This is a genomic window from Streptomyces sp. NPDC024632 (genome assembly GCF_055559175.1).
In genome coordinates this window covers 21,894-41,151 of record NZ_JBVHLD010000006.1, presented here as the reverse complement: position 1 = coordinate 41,151, position 19,258 = coordinate 21,894, and the positions used below count along the sequence as shown (strand labels likewise).

Here is a 19,258-nt window from a genome sequence, read left to right as displayed (position 1 = left end):
AAGTCCGCTATCCACGACACACGGAACGGCACACCCATGGCCTCGGTCACCTCCCTGTCCGCTTCACTCCAGCAGCGTGTCTCGGCCGCCCTCGCGGCCGCCGTGCCGTCGGCCGACGGTGCCGACCCGCTGCTGCGCCGAAGCGACCGGGCCGACTTCCAGGCCAACGGCGTGCTGGGCCTCGCCAAGAAGGCGAAGGCCAATCCCCGGGAGCTGGCCGCCGCCGTGCTGGCCGGGCTGCCCGCGGACGGCCCCGACGGGCTGATCGGCGAGATCGAGGTGTCAGGACCCGGCTTCCTCAACATCTCGGTCACGGACACCGCGATCACCGCCAACCTCGCGCTGCGGGCCGCGGACGACCGGCTCGGCGTACCCCTGGCCGAGCACCCCGGCACCACCGTCATCGACTACGCGCAGCCGAATGTCGCCAAGGAGATGCACGTCGGGCACCTGCGGTCCTCCGTCATCGGCGACGCGATCGTGCGGATTCTGCGGTTCAGCGGCGAGACGGTGATCCCGCGGCACCACATCGGCGACTGGGGCACCCAGTTCGGCATGCTCGTCCAGTACCTAATGGAGCACCCGGACGAGCTGGAGAGCACGCAGATCACCGCGGACTCCGCGGTGGCCGGTGAGGCGTCGATGTCCCGGCTCGACCGGCTCTACAAGTCGTCGCGGACGCTCTTCGACTCCGACGAGGCGTTCAAGGACCGGTCCCGCAAGCGGCTGGTCGAGCTCCAGTCGGGCGACGCGGAGACGCTGAAGATCTGGCAGTGGCTGGTCGACGAGTCGCTGATCTACTTCCACTCCGTCTACGACAAGCTCGACATCGCGATCCAGGACGAGGACATCGTCGGCGAGTCCGGGTACAACGACATGCTGGTGGAGACCAGCGACCTGCTGGAGAAGTCCGGTGTCGCGGTCCGGTCCGACGGCGCGCTGTGCGTGTTCTTCGACGACATCAAGGGCAAGGACGGCGAGCCGGTCCCGCTCATCGTCCGCAAGTCCGACGGCGGCTTCGGCTACCCGGCCACCGACCTGTCGGCGGTGCGGGACCGGACGCAGAATCTGCACGCCACCACCTTGCTGTACGTGGTGGACGCCCGGCAGGCGCTGCACTTCCGGATGGTCTTCGAGACCGCCCGGCGGGCGGGCTGGCTGACCGACGAGGTCACCGTCAAGCACATCCCGTTCGGCACGGTGCTCGGCAAGGACGGCAAGCCGTTCAAGACCCGGGCGGGCGAGAGCGTCAAGCTGGAGGACCTGCTGGACGAGGCGGTGGAGCGGGCGACGGCCGTCGTCAAGGAGAAGGACACCAAGGGCGAGCTGTCGGACGCGGAGGTCGCCGAGCGCGGCGCCGAGGTCGGCATCGGCGCGGTGAAGTACGCGGACCTGTCCACGTCCCTGGGCCGGGACTACGTCTTCGACCTGGACCGGATGGTGTCGCTCAACGGCGACACGAGCGTGTACATCCAGTACGCGTACGCCCGGATCCAGTCGATCATCCGGCGCTCGGGCGACGCGCGGCCCGCGGCCCACCCCGAGCTGCCGCTGGCACCGGCCGAGCGCGCGCTGGGGCTGCTGCTCGACGAGTTCGGCGAGGCGCTGGCCTCGACGGCGGAGACGTACGAGCCGCACAAGCTCGCCGCGTATCTCTTCTCGGTGGCCTCGGCGTTCGCGACGTTCTACGAGCAGTGCCCGGTCCTCAAGGCGGACAGCCCCGCCGTGGTGGAGAACCGGCTCTTCCTCTGCGACGTCACCGCTCGCACCCTGCGGCAGGGTCTGACGCTGCTCGGTATCCGTACCCCCGAGCGCCTCTAGGAGCTAGGACCCCTCGGGCCCCTCCGGCTCGCGGAAGATCGCCGCTGTGTCGAAGTCCCCCTGGACGACGTCGTAGGCGAGCGCCGCGAGCCGCAGGTGGTGCGCGCGGGCGTAGCGGCGGAAGGCGCCGAAGGCGTCGTCCACCGACAGACCCCAGCGCTCGGCGAGCACGCCCTTGGCCTGCTCGATCACGATCCGGTTGGTCAGCGCGGTCTGGAGCTGCACGCGCTCGACCTGGCTGCGCTCCAGGGTCCGCTGCTGGAGGATCGCGATCGTGGCGATGTCCGCGAGCGCCTGCGCCAGCAGCCGGTCCTCCTCGCTGATCGGCGTCGACTCGCGCTGGAAGAGGCTGAGCGCGCCCACCACCCGCTGCCGCAGCCGCATCGGGAAGGCGTGGGTGCGGACGAATCCGGCCTCGGTGGCCCGCGTGGTGAAGTGCGGCCAGCGGGTCCGGGTGATCGGCGCGGTCAGGTCCACGTCGATGCGGGCGTCGCCGGTGCGGAAGCACTCCACGCACGGGCCCTGGTCGTGCTGGGACGCGAAGAGTTCCAGCAGCCGGGTGCTCTCGTCGGACGCGGCCAGCGGGTGCAGCGTGCCGTGCTCGTCCACGAGCAGGATGCCGACCGTCGCGATGTCCAGCAGTTCCGCGCAGCGCTGGGCGAGCCGCTGGAGGAAGTCGATGATGTCGAAGTCGTCGGTGAGCGAGTCGGCGACCTCCACGAAGACTTCGGTGAGGCGTTGCACACGCGTCATGGGGATCAGTCCTTGTCTGCTGCGGTGGAGGGGAGGGTGCCGTCGCCGTTGACATCGAGGCGCAGCCGTCTGGCCACCACATCATGCGCCACGACGCGGATGGGCCGCCCGCTCCGGAAGGCGTGCGCCCGCAGCCGCAGGAGCGCGTCCGCGAGCGGGAGGCCGAGTTGCACGCTCGCCATGCCCGCCGCCTGGTGGACGACGGCGCTGTACAGCGTGCCGGGCAGTTCGGCGCCGCCCTCGTCCCCCAGGTAGCGGGCGGCCAGCGCGTCGGCGAGGACGAGGGCGTCGCCGGTCTGTTCGGTGCCGAGCGCCCCGGCCGTGGCGCGTACGGCGGTCAGCACGCCGATCCGGATGGCGCCGAGCGCGATCGGGAAGCAGAACACCGCGCGGACCGGCAGCCGTTCGGCCTCCGGCACCAGCGCGGGCCAGCGGTCGGCGCGCACGCGGCGCAGGTCGGGTGCCAGGACGGCGTGGCCGGTACGTACGGCGTCGGCGGCCGGGCCCTCGCCGACCGTGTACTGCAAGTCCTCGAAGGCACGGCTCAACGGGCCGGAGCACCAGAGCACTTCGGCCGCCTCCCGGCTCCCCGGGGTCTTCCGCGGCGAGGTGTCCCCCGCCAGGGCCGTCGACACGCCGTCCACCCCGAGCGCCACGGCCGCGAGACGCGCCCGCTGCGGCCACTCGCCCCGGCGCAGCGACACCAGTGCTTCCGCCATCGCGTCACTGATCACGGCTCAGCGCCCAACACCCTTTGTCCTGCGGCTGATCTGTCCGAGCGGCCACCCGCATGGCGTCCCCTCAGCCGGGTGTTGTACGGACGACGGACGCCGTGCGCCCGCCGACCTTATCCCCTGCGTGCGCGATCGCCCCGTTTTCCGGAGGTCACGGGCGCACGCCACGTTGACGGTGTACGTCGTCGGGGCCGCGCGCGCCGCGAAACCCCCGGCTCGGGGAGTCCCGGCTCCGTTTGACGCGGGTAGTTATACGACCCACAATCATTGTTATGACTACAACCAATTCGGCATCCGGCAAGCGCGTCCTGCTCATCGGCGCCTCCCGCGGCCTCGGCCTCGCCCTCGCGCGGGAGTGGCAGCGCGAGGGGTGGCACGTCGTCGCGACCGTGCGCGGCACCCGGCGGACGGAGCTGCACGACCTCGCCGAGGCGCACCCGGACAGCGTCGAGATCGAGACGGTGGACGTCACGGTCCCCGAGCAGGTCACGGCGGTGCGCGAGCGGCTGGAGGGGCGCGTCTTCGACCTCCTCTTCGTGAACGCGGGCGTCACGAACGAGCCCGAGGGGACGGTGGCGGAGACGTCGACCGAGGAATTCGTGCGGGTCATGGTGACCAACGCGCTGAGCCCGCTGCGGGTCGTCGAAACGCTCTCGGACCTCGTGACCGGGACCGGCACCATCGGGGTCATGTCCTCGGGCCAGGGCAGCGTGGCCAACAACGAGCGCGGCGGGCACGAGGTGTACCGGGGCAGCAAGGCCGCGCTGAACACTTTCATGCGCAGCTACGCGGCGCGGCACGAGGGCGAGTCCCGGCCGCTGGTGCTGATGGCGCCCGGCTGGGTACGCATCGGCGTCGGCGGACCCGGCGGGCGGCTGACCGTCGAGGAGAGCATTCCGAACGTCGTCAGGACGCTCGACTCCCTCCGGGACAGCCCCGGCCTGCACTACGTCGACTACCTCGGCAACACCGTCGCATGGTGACCCCGCCCCCGGACGCGGAACCCGCCGCCCCCTCCGCCGAGACCGTCTGGGCCCTCATGCACGGCTTCGTCGAGGCCCACAACCGCCACGGCGAGCTGGCCGAAGCCCTCGGGTTCCGGCTCGGCGCCGGACGCGGCAAGGCCCTCTTCCTCCTGCGCGACGCGCCCCTGACCCTCACCCAACTCGCCGCGTCCATCGGCGCCGACGCCCCCTACACCACCCTGATCGTCGACAAACTCGAATCCCACGGCCTGGTCGAACGCCTCCCCCACCCCGCCGACCGCCGCCGCAAGCTCGTCACCCTCACCCCGGCGGGCCACGACGCCATCGCCACCGCCGACGCGATCCTCCACCGCCCCCCGCCGGCCCTCTCCGCCCTCTCCCGGAAAGACCTCGCCCACCTCACCGCCCTCCTGACCCGCCTCACCTCCGCGACCGAATCCGCCGAACCAGCCGACCCCGCCGAACCTCCGCGATGAGTTCCGGGCCCGCCCCGAGTCTCCTGTAGTGACCGCCGCCGGAAATCCGGCGCCGGACACGGCCGAAAGCACGGCCGACGACACGGCCGAGAACACTCACGACAGAGCGCGGAGGACATCGTGACGAGCACCCAGGGCGAAGCGGGCGGCGGACGGCCGCCGGTGGTGGACATGGAGACGTGGCAGGCGGCGCGGGACGAGCTGCTGGTCAGGGAGAAGGCCCATACGCGCGAGGGGGACGCCATCGCGGCGGCGCGGCGCCGGTTGCCGATGGTGGAGTTCGACGGGTCGGTGGAGGTGACGGGCGCGCAGGGCCCGGTGCCGTTCAGGGACCTGTTCCAGGGGCGCAACGAGCTGCTGGTCTACAAGCACATGTGGCACGACGGGGCGCCGCACCAGGGCCAGTGCGAGGGGTGCACGGTCACGGCGTGGCACATGAAGGACGCCGCGTATCTGAACGCGCGCGGCATCTCGTGGGCCGTGCTGACGACGGGACGCTGGGAGGAGGTCCCGCCGTTCATGGAGTTCATGGGCTACACCGAGCCCTGGTACTCGGTGCGCGACGTGGCCGCGCCGGTCGGCGGGGCGATGGGCCACCTCACCTCCTACCTGCGCGACGGCGACCGTACGTTCCTCACGTACGACACGACGGGCCGTGGCACCGAGGCGGCCAGCGGGAGCTTCGCGCTGCTGGACATGACGCCGTACGGGCGGCGCGAGGCGTGGCAGGACACGCCGGAGGGCTGGCCCGAGGGGAACGGTCCGTGCTGGTACTGGCGCGCGGACGTGGACGGGAACGCGACCTGGGGCCCGACCGGCCGGCCCGTACCGCAGTGGACGCGTCCCGGCGTGACCGCCGAGCAGACCCTGGGCCGCGGCGGCGAACACCACTGACGCGCCGCGGACGCCGTTGACGCGCCCGCCCGCCCGCACGCCACCCCGCCCCCGCCCTCACTTCCGTGAGACGAAAAACAGATAAGGCAGGTTGATAAGGTAGCCTTAGCACATGAACGAGGATCTGGACCCCGCAGCCGTCGCCGCCTCCCTCCTGACCGGCGTCGGCGCACTGGTGCGCCGCGCCCGGCAGGTGCCCACCGGCGGGGGCCTCACCATGCCCGAGCGGACGGCGTTGTCGCTCCTGAACCGCTCGGGCCCCACGACCTCCTCCGCCCTGGCCCGGCAGGTGCAGATCACCGCCCAGGCCATGGGCACCACCCTCGCCGGACTGCGGGACCGCGGCCTGGTCGACCGCGGCCAGGACCCGGACGACGGCAGGCGCGTGGTGCTGACGGTGACCGAGGCGGGCCGACGGGCGCTGGAGGACAAGCGCAACGCGCGCACCGAGCAGATCACCCGGGCCCTGACCAGCGGCGCGTTCACCCCGGCCGAACTGGCACAGCTCGCGGCGGCGGCACCCCTGCTCGACCGGCTGGCCCAGGCCGTCTGACGCGACGGACCCCGCCCGAGGACCCGTCGGGAAGCCCCCGGACGCGACAGGAAGCGAGCCGATGTCCCATCCCTCCCAGGCGCTGGGCGACCGGTACAAGTGGACGGCGCTGACCAACACCACCGCCGCCGTCTTCATGTCCGCGCTCGACGGCTCGATCGTCCTGATCGCGCTCCCCGCCATCTTCCGCGGCATCCACCTGGACCCGCTCGCGCCGGGCAACATCGCGTACCTGCTGTGGATGATCATGGGGTACCGGCTGGTCCAGGCCGTCCTCGTCGTCACCGTCGGCCGCCTCGGCGACATGTACGGCCGGGTCCGTATCTACAACTCCGGTTTCGCCGTCTTCACCTTCGCCTCGATCCTGCTCTCCTTCGACCCGTACGACGGCGGCCACGGCGCGATGTGGCTGATCGGCTGGCGGGTGCTGCAAGCCGTGGGCGGCTCGATGCTGACGGCCAACTCCGCCGCGATCCTGGTCGACGCCTTCCCCAGGGAACAGCGCGGCTTCGCGCTCGGGATCAACCAGGTCGCGGCCCTGGCCGGGATGTTCATCGGCCTGGTCGCGGGCGGCCTGCTCGCCGCGTGGGACTGGCGCGCGGTGTTCTGGGTGAACGTGCCGGTCGGCGTCTTCTTCACCCTGTGGGCGTACCGCACCCTGCGCGACACCGGAAAGCGCGGCGGCGGCCGTGTCGACTGGTGGGGCAACATCACCTTCGCGGTGGGCCTGAGCGCGGTGCTGATCGCGGTCACCTTCGGCCTCCAGCCCTACGGCGGCCACACCATGGGCTGGACGAATCCGCTGGTCGTCGCCCTGGTCGTGGGCGGCCTCGCCCTGCTGGCGGCGTTCGTCGTCATCGAGAGACGCGCCACCTCGCCGATGATCCAACTGGGGCTGTTCCGGCTGCGGGCCTTCACCTTCGGCAATCTGGCGGGCCTGGCCATCTCGATCGGCCGCGGCGGCATGCAGTTCGTGCTGATCATCTGGCTCCAGGGCATCTGGCTGCCGCTGCACGGCTACGACTACAGCGACACACCCCTGTGGGCGGGCATCTTCATGCTGCCGCTGACCGCCGGTTTCCTCGCCGCGGGCCCGGTCTCCGGCTATCTGTCGGACCGGATCGGCTCCCGCGGCCTGGCCACCGGCGGCGCGCTGCTGTTCGGCGCCAGCTTCCTCGGCCTGATGCTCCTGCCGATCGACTTCAGCTACTGGATCTTCGCGCTGCTGATCGCGCTCAACGGGATCGCGAGCGGCATGTTCGCCTCCCCCAACTCCTCCTCGATCATGGGCAGCGTGCCGGACGAGCTGCGCGGGGTCGCGTCCGGCATGCGGGCGACCTTCCAGAATTCGGGCACCGCCGTGTCCATCGGCGTCTTCTTCTCCCTGATGATCGCCGGACTGGCCAGCAGCCTCCCGCACACCCTCACCAGCGGCCTCCAGCAGCAGGGCGTACCGGCGCACGTCGCGGCCCAGGTCGGCGGCCTGCCCCCGGTCTCGTCCCTGTTCGCCGCGCAGCTCGGCGTCAACCCGGTGCAGCACCTGCTCGAACCCACCGGCACCCTGGCACGTCTGACGGCGGCGCAGCGGCAGACGCTGACCGGACACGAGTTCTTCCCCGACCTGATCTCGGGGCCCTTCCACTCCGGCCTGGTCATCGTGTTCGCCTTCGGCGCCGTCCTCGCCTTCCTCGCCGCCGTCGCCTCGATGCTGCGCGGCGCCAACCCCGCCGCTCCCGGCCGCGAGCGCCGGAAGCGCGAGCACCAGCCGTCCACGGCTCCCTGACGCCGCCGACGGCCCCTCACTCCAGGAGAGACACATGCCCCTGCTCGGCCGACTCCTCAGCAACCGCAAGTCGGGCGACGCCCACGCGGCGTGGCACCTGCCCAACCTCCAGGGCCCCGACCTGCTGACCCTCACCAGCGAGGACTTCACGGACGGCGGCCCCCTGCCGCTGGAGCAGTGCGCGAAGAACGTCGGCGGCGCCGACCTCTCCCCGCGCCTGGCGTGGACCCCGCTGCCGGACGGCACCGCCCAACTCCTGCTGTCCGTCGAGGACATCGACGTCCCCATGTCCAAGCCCGCCGTGCACTGCCTCGCCCTGATCGACCCGGCGACGGCCGGCCGCCTGGACACCGGCGCCCTGTCCGCGCGTCAACCCGCCCCGGGCGTACGGGTGCTGCGGTCGACCATCGGCCGCGGCTACCACGGTCCCGCGCCGATCAAGGGCCACGGCCCGCACCGCTACGTCTTCCAGCTCTTCGCCCTCGCCGCCCCCGTGACCGACGGCGCCCCGACCACGAAGGACCTGACCCGCGCCCGCCCCCGTACCGTCCTGCCCGCCGTCGCCTCCCCCGTCCTCGCCCGCGGCCGGCTGACCGGGGTGTACGAGCGCTGACCCCGGCCGGCCGCGGCCTTGTGATCCACACTCTTGACGGCATATCGGCGCGTCATATGCGCATTTCGGGCGAACGGCTGTAATTCTGGCGGCCGTTGCGTCGCTCTCCGTCTCCCCCCGCCCGGACCGTCCCGTCCGGGCGGCGAGCGACGCGTGCCCGCCTCACCCAAGGAGCGCAGATGTCCCTGTCCCGTGCCGTGTCCCGCACCCGGTCCCGCCTTCTGGCGGTGCTCAGCGCCGCAGCCGTCGCGAGCGGGCTCGCGGTCGCCGTTCCGGCGGCGCCCGCCGCGGCGGCCGGTTCGTTCGTCGTCAGCGAGGCCCAGTTCGGCCAGATGTTCCCGGCGCGGAACTCCTTCTACACCTACCAAGGCCTGGTCCGCGCGCTGGACGCCTACCCCGGCTTCGCCCGCTCCGGCGACGGCTCGGCGCGCAAGCGCGAGGCGGCGGCCTTCCTGGCCAACGTGAGCCACGAGACCGGCGGCCTGCGGTACGTGGTCGAGCAGAACACCGCCAACTACTCCCACTACTGCGACCGCGGCCAGCCCTACGGCTGCCCGGCCGGCACCGCCGCCTACTACGGGCGCGGCCCTCTCCAGTTGAGCTGGAACTTCAACTACAAGGCCGCCGGTGACGCCCTCGGCATCGACCTGCTGCACAACCCGTCCCTGGTGCAGCGCGACGCCGCCGTGTCCTGGAAGACCGGGCTGTGGTTCTGGAACACCCAGAGCGGCGCCGGAAGGATGACCCCGCACAACGCGATGGTCAACGGCAAGGGCTTCGGTGAGACCATCCGCAGCATCAACGGCGACCTCGAATGCAACGGCAAGAATCCGGACGAGCGCAACGACCGCATCAACCTCTACAAGAAGTTCACCCGCCTCCTCGGCACCGACGTCGGCGGCGGCAACCTCTCCTGCTGACCCCCTTGCCGGGGCGGCTGGCCGGTCTTTTCAGGGGCGCGCCCCTCGGCGGTTCCCCTGCCAAGACGGCTGGCCGATCTTTTCAGGGGCGCGGGGAACTGCGCGACCAGCCCCCACCGGGCTGTCAGCCCGAAAACAACAGCGTCTGCCCCGCTGGGGCCGGTTCTCAAAGGCGCACCACCGCGCGGGCTGAGCGCGCAGTTCCCCGCGCCCACGGTGGGCAACCTCCTGGCGCAAGGGGAGGGCACAGGGGCCGCGCCCCCAAAAGCATGGCCCTGCGCAAGGGCACCGTGGGGCTACTTGGGGGAAAGGTGGCATATGCGCGTAGGGGAGGAGGCCGGGGTGGTAGGGATCAGGCGTCCCTGTCCCCCAGGTCAACAGGAGTTTGAGCATGCGGAAGTTGCTCGGTCGGACGGCTGCGATCACGGCGCTGGCAATACTTTTGCTCGCCTCTGTGCCAGGCCCGGCCTCGGCCGCCGGACCCGCACGACAGGGGCGGCCCTCGGCGATGGCCGACGAGTGCTACCGGCACCACGGCGTCTGGTACTGCGCGGACGGCTGGGACTGGTATCCCGACCGCCACAGCACGGGCCCGGTCCTCTGACGAGGCCCCGCGGAGCCGGGCCGGGGCCCGGCGCCTGACCGCCGGGAAAGCCCGGCCCGCAGGGCCGCACCGTACGTCCCGGATCCCGTCCCCACGGTCCGGGACGCACGGCTGTCCGGCTGTCAGTGGTCGCCCCTAGAGTCGGGCGCATGGCGATGCTTCCTAACCCCCTGCCGCGACTCGCGGAGTTGGACCTGCGGCTGCCCGCGGGCACATTGGTCGACACGACGTTCGAGGGCCGCTGGCACGAGCCGCTGCTGTGGATGGCGGACGGCCCCGCGGCGGACGGCGCGTGGGCGAGTCTGCTGCCCGCGCGGGCGGCGGGCCTGCAACCGCTGCTGATAGAGGCGAGCGCGCCGTACTCGAAGGGCCCGGTGGACTGGCAGTTGATGCCCGACCACGCGTCGTACGCCGGGGACCACGACGCCGAGGAAGTGCTCGCCGAGTTCTGGGCGGGCCTGATCGAGGAGGACGCCGAGGACGTCGAGGAGGACGACGTCCTCGCGCCGTACGGCGCGGCGTGGCCGGGCCTGGCCCCCGCCGCGAAGGCCGTGGACGACCCCGACGACCTGGCCGCCGAGGTCACCGCCGACATGGTCGGCTCCGGCTGGCTGGAGAATCCGCGCGCGGCCCTGGTCCACGCCCGCCGCAGCGCCGACATACCCGCAGCGATCGGCTGGAGCGGCCCGCTCAACTACGAGAGCGACCCCGCCCGCCTGTGCGCCGTGCTCCGCTCGTGGGAGGACCGGTTCGGCATACGAGTCATCGCCCTCGCCTTCGACCGCCTCACCGTCTCCGTCGCCGCGCCCCCGAGCACCCGGGAAGAAGCCGAGGCCGTCGCCGCCGAGCACTACGCCTTCTGCCCGGACAACATCGACCAGGGCACCTACGAGACGCTGCGCGAGTACGCGGAGAAGGCCGTCCTCGACGTCCACACGTGGTCCTTCTGGTGGGACTGACGCCCGGTCAGCGGGCGGCGAACTCGCACCACACGATCTTGCCGGGGTTCCGCTCCCCCACGTCCCACTTGTCGGCCAGCGCGTCGACCAGGACGAGCCCGCGCCCGGACTCCTCCTGATCGCGCTCACGCCCCGGCCGGTCGGCCAGGTGCGGACGGCCGCCGCCGCTGTCGTGCACCTCGACCCGCAAGGTGGTGCCGAGGTCGCGGCGCAGCAGTAAGAGGAAGCCGCGCCCCGGGGGCACGCCGTGCAGCAGCGCGTTGGTCGCCAACTCGCTCACACACAGGAGGACTTCGTCCTCCCGGCTCTCGAACCCCCACGCGGTGAGAGCTTCCCGCGCGAACTCCCGCGCGGCGGGGACCGAGCGCCGTTCCCGACGGTAGAACCGCTCCCGGCGGTCCAGGTGCTGGACGTCTTCGTTCATGAAGCTCAGCGTCGCGCAGCGTGTTCGGGGTGTACTAGACCTGTTACTCGTACACGTCCTGTGTACGAGTAACAGGCGATACAAGTCGGGCAGGAGTGGGGTATTTCAGGTCCATGGCACCACGCAAACGGCAGCAGCCGAAGAAGCCGAACCGGACCGTCTTCCAGTTGATCGGCGCGCAATTAGCCCTGTTCCGCGTCGCGAAGGGTTATACGCAGGCCGAGTTGGCTCCCCTCGTCATCATCAGCGAAAGCAAGCTCGCCTCGATAGAGCAGGGTCGGCGCCCCCTCACCCTCGCCCTGGCCCAGGAACTGGACCGTGCCCTGGAGACCAAGGGTGCGCTGGAGGTGGCCGTGAACTACACGCCGGACATCGACGTCTACCCGACGTGGGCGGCGGAGTACATGGACCACGAGCGCGACGCCCTTGCCATCTCCTCATACGAGAACCAGGTGCTGCCCGGTCTCTTGCAGACCAGGGAGTACGCATGGGCGGTGTTCCGGAGCCGACTGCCCATCCTCAGCGAGGAGGAGATCGAGCTCCAGGTCTCGGGCCGCATCGAACGACAGGCGGTCCTGCACCGCAAGGAGCCCGTGTCGGTTTCCTTCGTCATCTCGGAGGCCGTTCTGCGCGACCGTCTCGGCGGCGAACAGGTCTACCGAGACCAGCTCCGGCATCTGCGCGAGTGCAGCGATCTCCCCGGCGTCACGATCCAGATCCTGCCGCTCGCCCAGCAGTCCCACCCTGCGCTCGACGGGTCGTTCGTCCTCTTCGAGACCCGTCAGCACGAGCATCTCGCCTACGCTGAAACCCAGCGCGGCAGCCTCGTCATTTACGACCCGGACGAGGTGAGCATCCTCGCAATGAGGTATGCCATGCTGCGCACGCAGGCCCTCAACCCCTATGACACACAGGGCCTGTTGGACCGGCTGCTAGGAGAGTAATGAGCGCCCCACTGAAGTGGTTCAAGTCCAGCTACAGCGGAAGTGACGGCGGGAACTGCGTCGAGATCGCCTACGCGTGGCGTAAGTCCAGCTACAGCGGAAGTGAAGGCGGCGAGTGCATCGAGGTCGCGGCTCACCCGGCCGCCGTGCACGTGCGGGACTCCAAGGACCCCCAGGGTCCGAGCCTCACGTTCACCCCGGCCGCATGGGCGGCCTTCGCCACCTTCGCCGCGACCGCCACCGCCACGGCGGCGCCGGGTTCCGATATGACCGATAAAACGCCACTTCTTTAGGACATTCCTAAAAATTACCCGGGGGTAAGGTGGGCGGAATCCCCAATTCGCCTCAGTTCACCTCTAGGACACCCCACCTATGAGCACCGTTGTTCGCGGAGATGCCGCCCCCACCGGCTCCGCGCCGCTGCCCGACCTCGCACCGGTTCCTGAGCCCGCCGCCGGAGGCAAGGCCGGGAGCGGGGCACCGCAGCCGAAGAAGCGGCTGTACGTGCTGGACGGTCTGCGGCTGATAGCCGCGCTCATGGTGGTCGCCTACCACTACATGGGCTTCGACGACTGGTTCGAGTCCCCGTGGGGGAAGTCCTCGCGCGCGGTCTTCCCCGGCGTCCACGAGGTGGCCGGGTACGGATGGCTGGGCGTCGAGCTGTTCTTCCTGATCAGCGGGTTCGTCATCTGCATGTCGTGCTGGGGGCGGACGCCGAAGCAGTTCGCCGTGTCGCGGTTCGTCCGGCTCTATCCGGCGTACTGGTTCGCCATCGCGGTGACCACGACGGTGCTGGTGACGCGGCCGGGGGGAACGACCCTTGCCGCGAGCGACGTGCTGACGAATGTCACGATGTTCCAGGAGCTGCTGGGCGCGCAGGACGTGGACGGCGTGTACTGGTCGCTCTGGGTGGAGCTGCGGTTCTACCTGCTGTTCATGGTCGTGGCGATGATGGGGCTGACCTACAGGCGAGTGGTCACCTTCTGCATCGCCTGGCTGTTGCTGGCCGGAATCGCGCCGCAGTCGGGGATCGATCTGCTGCAGTTGATGATCGTTCCCCAGTACGCGGCCTTCTTCGTCAGCGGCATCGTGATCTACCTGATGCACCGGGTGGGGCCCACGCCCATACTGTGGCTGCTGCTGGGGGCGTCCTGGCTGATGGCACAGAACCAGCTCACGGATCTGGTGGCCAGCGCCGAGGCGTCCACGCACACCAATCTGTCGTGGTGGTGGTCGCTGGCCGTCGTGAGCATCTTCTACGGTCTCGTCCTGGGCGCCGCGCTCGGGAAGCTGAACTTCTTCAACTGGCGCTGGCTGACGGTCGCCGGTGCGATGACGTATCCGTTGTATCTGCTGCACGAAGACATCGGGTGGGAGATCATCCGGCACACGCACGGGGTGCTCCCGGCCCGCATCCTGGTTCCGGCGCTGGTCGCCGTGATGCTGCTGGCGGCCTGGCTCGTCCACACATACGTGGAGACGCCGCTGGCCAAGGCGCTGAAGAACTGGCTGCTACCCAAGAAGCCGGCCAAGCCGGCCAAGCCGGTCCCCGCGCCGACAACCGGGGCCGACTCGAAACCGCCCGCCGGGTAGCACCAGAAAACCCACCGGACTCGGGCGTATCTCCGCGTATCGCCTTGGACGAAACCGCGCACCGCCGGTTACCGGCGGTGCTACGGTCTGCCAATCGTCCGCCGCTTTCGGGGCGTACAGGCACCGGAGAGCACCAATGCAGAGCCGTATCTCCTCAGGTCCATTAGCCTCCACTCCCCTGCTCGAATCGGGCCCGCCTGCGTCCGATCACCTTCTGCGCGGATTTCGGCAGTCGGAGTTATCCCGAAGGGCCAGACCGCCCGCTTCCCGTTATGCCGTGGACTTCGCGGTACGGGTCGCGCTCATGTCCGCCGGATACGTTCTGGTACTCGCCTTCGCACGGTCGCCGTTCGTCTCGCCCGGCGGTATCGCGTGGTTCGGCGGAATCACGCTTTTCGCACTGGCGTCCGTTTCCATGGTCGGGTCCTGGTTCCACGACGCGGTGCACGGAAATGTGCGCGGCGGCCGGTGGAGGTCGGAAGCCGTACTGCGTGCGGGGTCGGCGGCGATCGGCCTCGGGCCGCGCTGGTGGTTTCACAAGCACGTGCGGTTGCACCACCGGTACGTGGGAAATCCGGCGTTCGACCCGGACATCCAGTTCGGCTGGTTCGGGCGGGTGACCGCCGAGCAGCCGTGGCACGCCCTGCACCGCGCGCAGCACCTCTACATGTGGCTGCTGCTGCCGTTCTCCACGCTGAACATGCTCAAGCCGAGCGAGCTGTGGACGACACGGCAGGCGGTCGTCCGGCGGGTGGTCGGGCCCCGGGGGCGCGGCTGGCCGTGGTTTCTGCTGGCCGACAAGTACCTGCCGCACGCCGTTGTCTGGATTCCGGTCTTCCTGGTGCTGCCGACGCGCCGGGCACTGCTGACGTATCTGCTGTTCCACCTGATATCCGGGACCTTCGTCTCGCTGATCACCCAGGTGCAGCACAATACGGATCTGGCCGAATACGGTCCTTCCGTCGACGGAACGGAATCGCTTTCCGCTCAGCTCTCCCGGTCCACCGACGTGGGCGGCGGCCGGGGATTCTGGTACTGGCTCAGCGGCGGCACGACGTATCACTGCGTCCATCACCTCGCGCCCACGCTGACCTTTCCCGAACTCCCGGCGGCGACGGAACGGCTCGTCGCCCTGCTCGCCGGAACCGAAATGACGGTACGGACGCATCCGTCCATGTGGGCGGCCGTGAAATCGCACGGCCGGCTCATCCGGGCGCTTTCCGTGCCGGAGAGCGGCACGGGACAGAGCGGCACGGGACAGAGCGGCACGGGACAGAGCGGCACGGGACAGAACCGCGCCGGAAAGAACTCCGCAGGACAGAACCCGGCACCGCAGGACACCGCTGGACACGGGGGGAAACTGTGACCGCACCGACCACCGGACCGATTCCCGCGCCGACCGCCGGAGGCGCCGGAGGCGCGGGGGGGCCGACCCCGGTACCGCCCCCTGGCCCGCCTCCCACGCCCGTCCCGATCACCTCCGAAGCGCTGAACATCAAGCCCTTCCTCGTCGAGCCGATCCTCGTCTCGCGGCTGCTGAAGAAACGGTCCGTGACGCCGGGCCCCGTCGGCAGCCCCGAGGACGAGCGGTCGCCGTACGTCGTCGCGATCTGGGCGGTGCTCCTCGCCTGCCTGCTCGTGTCCTGGTCGGCGCTGATCATGAACTCGTTCTACCGGCCGCACTGGGACCTCAGCGTGCTCTCGGACGTGTGGTCGTTCCTGTCGCGGCGCGAGAGCGCGGACCCGGACGCGAACGCCGTACCGTTCCTGCGCGACTACCCCTCCTGCATCCTGACCTTCTCGATCGCCTGGTCCGTCCCGCTGGTCTACGGCATCTTCCGCAGCCTCCAGACCCTCCACGAGAGCCTGGACAAGTCCGGCTGCATCCGCTGCGACGACCAGGCGCGCGCCCACCTGAAGTCGGCCGTGGACGACCTCAACGCCAAATACGCCAAGCACGGCAAATACTCCTGGCTGGTGCTGCTCGGCATCGTCGCCGTCGTCACCGGCATCAACCTCCGCCTCCAGGGCCACCTCTTCCACTTCCTGGGCTCCGACGCGCTGTACGACCAGTGGTGGGGGCGGGCCGCGCCGGTCACCTTCGGCGGTGTGGTGTGGATCTTCATGGGCACGGTCGGGATGTACATGGCGTACGCGGAGGGCGTCGTCGGCATCCACTACGTCAAATTCCTCAAGCAGTTGAAGAACGAGTACAAATTCGGCACCAACCCGCTCAACCCCGACAACTTCTACGGCTGGGCGAAGCTGCGGCAGGCGGTGTCCAACCTCCAGGGCGGACTCACCTGCACCTTCGCGACGTCCTTCGCCATGTTCTTCTTCCTCCAGCCGGCCATCGGCACCTATCCGACGCTGTTGTGCCTGGCGGCTTTCGTGGGCATGGTGCTCTATGTGTTCATCGGCTCGATGACGCACATCAGGCGGCAGGTGCGGGTCGACCGCAAGGAGCAGATCGACCAGATCATCGCCGCCATGCCGGACCCCGACTCGACCGATCCGTCCGCCGGGGTGCGCTACCTGGTGGCGCTGCAACGCCTGCGCGACGTACAGAAGTTGCCGTCCATGCCGATCCGCAACGGCCTGCTGTTCGCGGGCGCGTTGTCCGTCCTCGCGCCGACGGTCGCCATCGCCGTCCAGGTCATCAAGCTCATCAAGCCGTAGCCGTAGCCGTAGCCGCTGGCCGTGGTCGCCATCCCCGCGATCACCGTACTCACCGTAGTCAAGGAGCCCCGATGCTTTCGGTCGCTGTTCAAGGTGGCGCGATGCGGTCCATCTACGCGCTGGGGGTCGTCCGCGGCATGGTCGACCTCGGCATCCACAGCAAGGTGGGTTCCGTGCACTCCTCCAGCGCCGGGTGCGTGGCCGGGGCGGTGCTCGCCGGGCAGGCGCGGGCCGACGACGCGCCGGACCTCACCGGGCTGGTGAAGACGTTCCTGGACGACCTCAGCGGCCGGAACTTCATCGACAGCAGGCGCGTGACGAAGATGGTCGACGTCGACCTGCTCGTCTCCGTCATCCGCGAGCAGACCGGGCTCTCGGTGGCCAGCCTGACCAAGCACGCGCTGACCTTCGAGGTCGCCGTCACCAACGCGGTCACGTCCATCGCCGAGTACTTCGACCTCGGCCGGTGCACCTCGGACGCCGAACTCTTCGAGGTGCTGCGGGCCACCATGGCCATCCCGGTGCTCTACCACCGGCGGGTCCGGCTGCGGTCCCAGACGTACGTGGACGGCGGCATCTCCGACCCGCTGCCGCTGCTGCGCGCGCTGGCGCGCAATCCGAGCGCCGTCATCGCCGTCTCCACGGTCGGCGCGGGCTCGCTCGGCCACCACCTCAGCGGCAAGGAGGCGCTGGTCATCCGTACCGCGCCCGGCATATCCGCCCCGGTGCGCGGCCTGATGCTCGCCTACAACCCGCTGGCGCGGGTCTCCGAACAGATCATGGTCCAGGGCTCGTTCGGGTCCGTCCCGATCCACCGCGTCACCCCGTCCGACCCGGACGTCCTGACCAGCCGGACGGAGACCGACCGCAAACGGCTGCTGCGGGCCGAGGAGTTGGGGTACGCCGACGCCCTGGCGGCGCTGTCCGACTGCGAGTTCGAGGACTTCTCGGAGGCAGGGGCGGGCTAGGGCCTGTCCGGCCCTAGAGCCGCTGGGCGGCCTCGGTCGCCCAGTACGTGAGGATCATGTTCGCGCCCGCCCGGCGGATGGACGTCAGCGTCTCCATGATCGCGCGGTCGCGGTCGATCCAGCCGTTCGCGGCGGCGGCCTCGACCATCGAGTACTCACCGGAGATCTGGTACGCGGCGACGGGCACGTTCACCTCGTCGGCGACGCGGCGCAGCACGTCCAGGTAGGGCAGCGCGGGCTTGACCATCACCATGTCGGCGCCCTCCTCCAGGTCCAGCGCCAGCTCGCGCATCGCCTCACGGAGGTTGGCCGGGTCCTGCTGATACGTCTTGCGGTCGCCCTTGAGCGAGGAGTTGACGGCCTCGCGGAAGGGGCCGTAGAAGGCGGAGGCGTACTTCGCGGTGTACGCGAGGATCGCCACATCCTGCTTGCCGATCTCGTCCAACGCGTCGCGTACGACGCCGACCTGACCGTCCATCATGCCGGAGGGGCCGACCACGTGGACGCCCGCGTCGGCCTGGACCTGGGCCATCTCGGCGTAGCGCTCCAGCGTGGCGTCGTTGTCGACGCGGCCCTCGGCGTCGAGCACGCCGCAGTGACCGTGGTCGGTGTACTCGTCCAGACACAGGTCGGACATCACCACGAGCGCGTCGCCGACCTCGGACACGACGTCGCGGATGCCGAGTTGGAGGATGCCGTCGGGCTCGGTGCCCTGGCTGCCGACCGCGTCCTTCACCTCGGGCACGCCGAAGAGCATGATGCCGCCGACCCCGGCCGCCGCCGCTTCCGCCGCCGCCTTGCGCAGCGAGTCGCGGGTGTGCTGGACGACGCCGGGCATGGAGGAGATCTCCTGCGGCGCGCTGATGCCCTCGCGGACGAACATCGGCAGGATCAGCTCCGCCGGGGACAGCCGGGTCTCGGCGACCATGCGGCGCATCGCCGGGGTCGTCCGCAGACGTCGCGGGCGCGCGCCCGGAAACTCGCCGTATTGGCTGCTCATGGCTGCGCCGCCTTCCCGTGGGTCCGAACCCGTGGAGATCGAGGCACCCTCACGATCGAGGGCTCTCTCCCACGGTACGCCCGCTCCCGGTGTGCTTTTCCCGACGCCCAGTCGGCTCCGCAAAGGCCCGCGGCAATGCGGAGGAGAAGAAGATCCGTTCGCTTCCGCGCCGCGCAATTCGTCGGCCGCCGCCGTATCCGCGGAAAGGCGCCCACCGGAAATTCGGGCGTTGCCGACGGGCCATCGGCGTCGCGGCCCAGGGGGTGTCGCGGCCTGGTGAATGCGCCTTGCCGATGCGGGCCGGGCTCACCCGGAGAAGAAGCGCGCCTCCGGGCAGCGGTGCGAGGGGCGGTCGTAGCCGCGCGAGGCGAGGTCGTCGTAGAGCTTGGTGCCCATCGAGCGCGGGTCGCCCGCGCCGGGCGAGCAGAGGACGACCGGGTACGGGCCGCGGGGCACGAGAAATCCCCGGTGGGCAATTGCCGACCGGGGATCGCCACGCGTATATTGGTTTCTTCTGCGCGCATTCAGCGCACATGGGAAAGGCCCCGATCACG

20 protein-coding genes are annotated in these 19,258 nt (G+C 70.2%); 15 read left to right on the top strand and 5 right to left on the bottom strand.

The features are described 5' to 3' along the window. The first annotated feature begins 36 nt into the window (after positions 1-36). Positions 37-1,821 (top strand): arginine--tRNA ligase, encoded by a 1,785-nt coding sequence (argS, locus tag ACZ37P_RS13980; protein WP_467346595.1) that lies wholly within the window; start codon positions 37-39, stop codon positions 1,819-1,821. Between the two features lie 3 nt (positions 1,822-1,824). Here the strand turns inward: argS and ACZ37P_RS13975 are convergent, their stop codons facing one another. Together ACZ37P_RS13975 and ACZ37P_RS13970 are read right to left on the bottom strand one after the other, a co-directional pair. Then, positions 1,825-2,574, bottom strand: coding sequence for a GAF and ANTAR domain-containing protein (locus ACZ37P_RS13975; RefSeq protein WP_355340616.1), 750 nt, complete (start codon positions 2,572-2,574; stop codon positions 1,825-1,827). Between the two features lie 5 nt (positions 2,575-2,579). Continuing rightward, a complete protein-coding gene (locus ACZ37P_RS13970) occupies positions 2,580-3,293 on the bottom strand; it encodes a GAF and ANTAR domain-containing protein (protein WP_401308983.1) in 714 nt (237 codons plus the stop codon). A 287-nt stretch (positions 3,294-3,580) separates the two neighbouring features. Between ACZ37P_RS13970 and ACZ37P_RS13965 the strand changes: the two genes are divergently transcribed. The 8 genes from ACZ37P_RS13965 to ACZ37P_RS13930 all read left to right on the top strand — a co-directional run bounded on the left by ACZ37P_RS13965 (position 3,581) and on the right by ACZ37P_RS13930 (position 11,096). Continuing rightward, complete coding sequence (locus tag ACZ37P_RS13965) at positions 3,581-4,291, top strand: SDR family oxidoreductase (RefSeq protein ID WP_355340621.1); 711 nt, start codon at positions 3,581-3,583, stop codon at positions 4,289-4,291. Next, positions 4,285-4,770 (top strand): MarR family winged helix-turn-helix transcriptional regulator, encoded by a 486-nt coding sequence (locus tag ACZ37P_RS13960; protein ID WP_467346593.1) that lies wholly within the window; start codon positions 4,285-4,287, stop codon positions 4,768-4,770. The genes ACZ37P_RS13965 and ACZ37P_RS13960 overlap by 7 nt, the downstream gene beginning before the upstream one ends. Before the next feature lie 120 nt (positions 4,771-4,890). Then, the gene (locus ACZ37P_RS13955; RefSeq protein WP_467346592.1) at positions 4,891-5,664 is read left to right on the top strand and encodes a DUF899 family protein; all 774 of its coding nucleotides are present in this window, start codon (positions 4,891-4,893) and stop codon (positions 5,662-5,664) included. A gap of 112 nt (positions 5,665-5,776) precedes the next feature. Beyond that, positions 5,777-6,217 carry a MarR family winged helix-turn-helix transcriptional regulator gene (locus tag ACZ37P_RS13950; protein WP_391163538.1) on the top strand — a complete coding sequence of 147 codons (441 nt, stop codon included), beginning with the start codon at positions 5,777-5,779 and terminating at the stop codon, positions 6,215-6,217. Between the two features lie 61 nt (positions 6,218-6,278). Next, positions 6,279-8,000: an MFS transporter gene (locus ACZ37P_RS13945; protein ID WP_467346590.1), complete on the top strand. Its 1,722-nt coding sequence runs from the start codon at positions 6,279-6,281 to the stop codon at positions 7,998-8,000. A gap of 34 nt (positions 8,001-8,034) precedes the next feature. Continuing rightward, on the top strand, positions 8,035-8,613 hold the full coding sequence (locus ACZ37P_RS13940) for a YbhB/YbcL family Raf kinase inhibitor-like protein (RefSeq protein ID WP_355340636.1): 579 nt from the start codon (positions 8,035-8,037) through the stop codon (positions 8,611-8,613). 179 nt (positions 8,614-8,792) lie between these two features. After that, complete coding sequence (locus tag ACZ37P_RS13935; protein WP_391163539.1) at positions 8,793-9,533, top strand: chitinase; 741 nt, start codon at positions 8,793-8,795, stop codon at positions 9,531-9,533. A gap of 753 nt (positions 9,534-10,286) precedes the next feature. Further along, on the top strand, positions 10,287-11,096 hold the full coding sequence (locus ACZ37P_RS13930) for a DUF4253 domain-containing protein (protein WP_391163540.1): 810 nt from the start codon (positions 10,287-10,289) through the stop codon (positions 11,094-11,096). Positions 11,097-11,103: 7 nt separating this feature from the next. Here ACZ37P_RS13930 and ACZ37P_RS13925 read toward each other — a convergent pair whose 3' ends face one another. After that, positions 11,104-11,520 carry an ATP-binding protein gene (locus ACZ37P_RS13925; RefSeq protein ID WP_355340645.1) on the bottom strand — a complete coding sequence of 139 codons (417 nt, stop codon included), beginning with the start codon at positions 11,518-11,520 and terminating at the stop codon, positions 11,104-11,106. Between the two features lie 113 nt (positions 11,521-11,633). Here ACZ37P_RS13925 and ACZ37P_RS13920 point away from each other — a divergent pair, with 113 nt between their 5' ends. The 6 genes from ACZ37P_RS13920 (at position 11,634) to ACZ37P_RS13895 (ending at position 17,704) form a co-directional block, all read left to right on the top strand. After that, the gene (locus ACZ37P_RS13920) at positions 11,634-12,464 is read left to right on the top strand and encodes a helix-turn-helix domain-containing protein (protein WP_467346588.1); all 831 of its coding nucleotides are present in this window, start codon (positions 11,634-11,636) and stop codon (positions 12,462-12,464) included. Then, on the top strand, positions 12,464-12,757 hold the full coding sequence (locus ACZ37P_RS13915; RefSeq protein ID WP_467346586.1) for a DUF397 domain-containing protein: 294 nt from the start codon (positions 12,464-12,466) through the stop codon (positions 12,755-12,757). Before ACZ37P_RS13920 ends, ACZ37P_RS13915 begins: the two co-directional genes overlap by 1 nt. Before the next feature lie 79 nt (positions 12,758-12,836). Beyond that, positions 12,837-14,057 (top strand): acyltransferase family protein, encoded by a 1,221-nt coding sequence (locus tag ACZ37P_RS13910; protein ID WP_391163541.1) that lies wholly within the window; start codon positions 12,837-12,839, stop codon positions 14,055-14,057. Between the two features lie 277 nt (positions 14,058-14,334). After that, complete coding sequence (locus ACZ37P_RS13905; RefSeq protein WP_467346584.1) at positions 14,335-15,423, top strand: fatty acid desaturase family protein; 1,089 nt, start codon at positions 14,335-14,337, stop codon at positions 15,421-15,423. Next, positions 15,420-16,736 (top strand): hypothetical protein, encoded by a 1,317-nt coding sequence (locus ACZ37P_RS13900; RefSeq protein WP_401723155.1) that lies wholly within the window; start codon positions 15,420-15,422, stop codon positions 16,734-16,736. The genes ACZ37P_RS13905 and ACZ37P_RS13900 overlap by 4 nt, the downstream gene beginning before the upstream one ends. Positions 16,737-16,807: 71 nt before the next feature. Then, positions 16,808-17,704 carry a patatin-like phospholipase family protein gene (locus tag ACZ37P_RS13895; RefSeq protein ID WP_355340662.1) on the top strand — a complete coding sequence of 299 codons (897 nt, stop codon included), beginning with the start codon at positions 16,808-16,810 and terminating at the stop codon, positions 17,702-17,704. Positions 17,705-17,717: 13 nt separating this feature from the next. On the opposite strand, the gene hemB is transcribed toward ACZ37P_RS13895, so the two are convergent. Both hemB and ACZ37P_RS13885 read right to left on the bottom strand, forming a co-directional pair. After that, positions 17,718-18,704, bottom strand: coding sequence for a porphobilinogen synthase (gene hemB, locus ACZ37P_RS13890; RefSeq protein ID WP_401723152.1), 987 nt, complete (start codon positions 18,702-18,704; stop codon positions 17,718-17,720). Between the two features lie 306 nt (positions 18,705-19,010). Next, positions 19,011-19,160, bottom strand: a complete 150-nt coding sequence (locus ACZ37P_RS13885) for a hypothetical protein (protein WP_467346582.1) — start codon at positions 19,158-19,160, stop codon at positions 19,011-19,013. Positions 19,161-19,258: the final 98 nt, after the last annotated feature.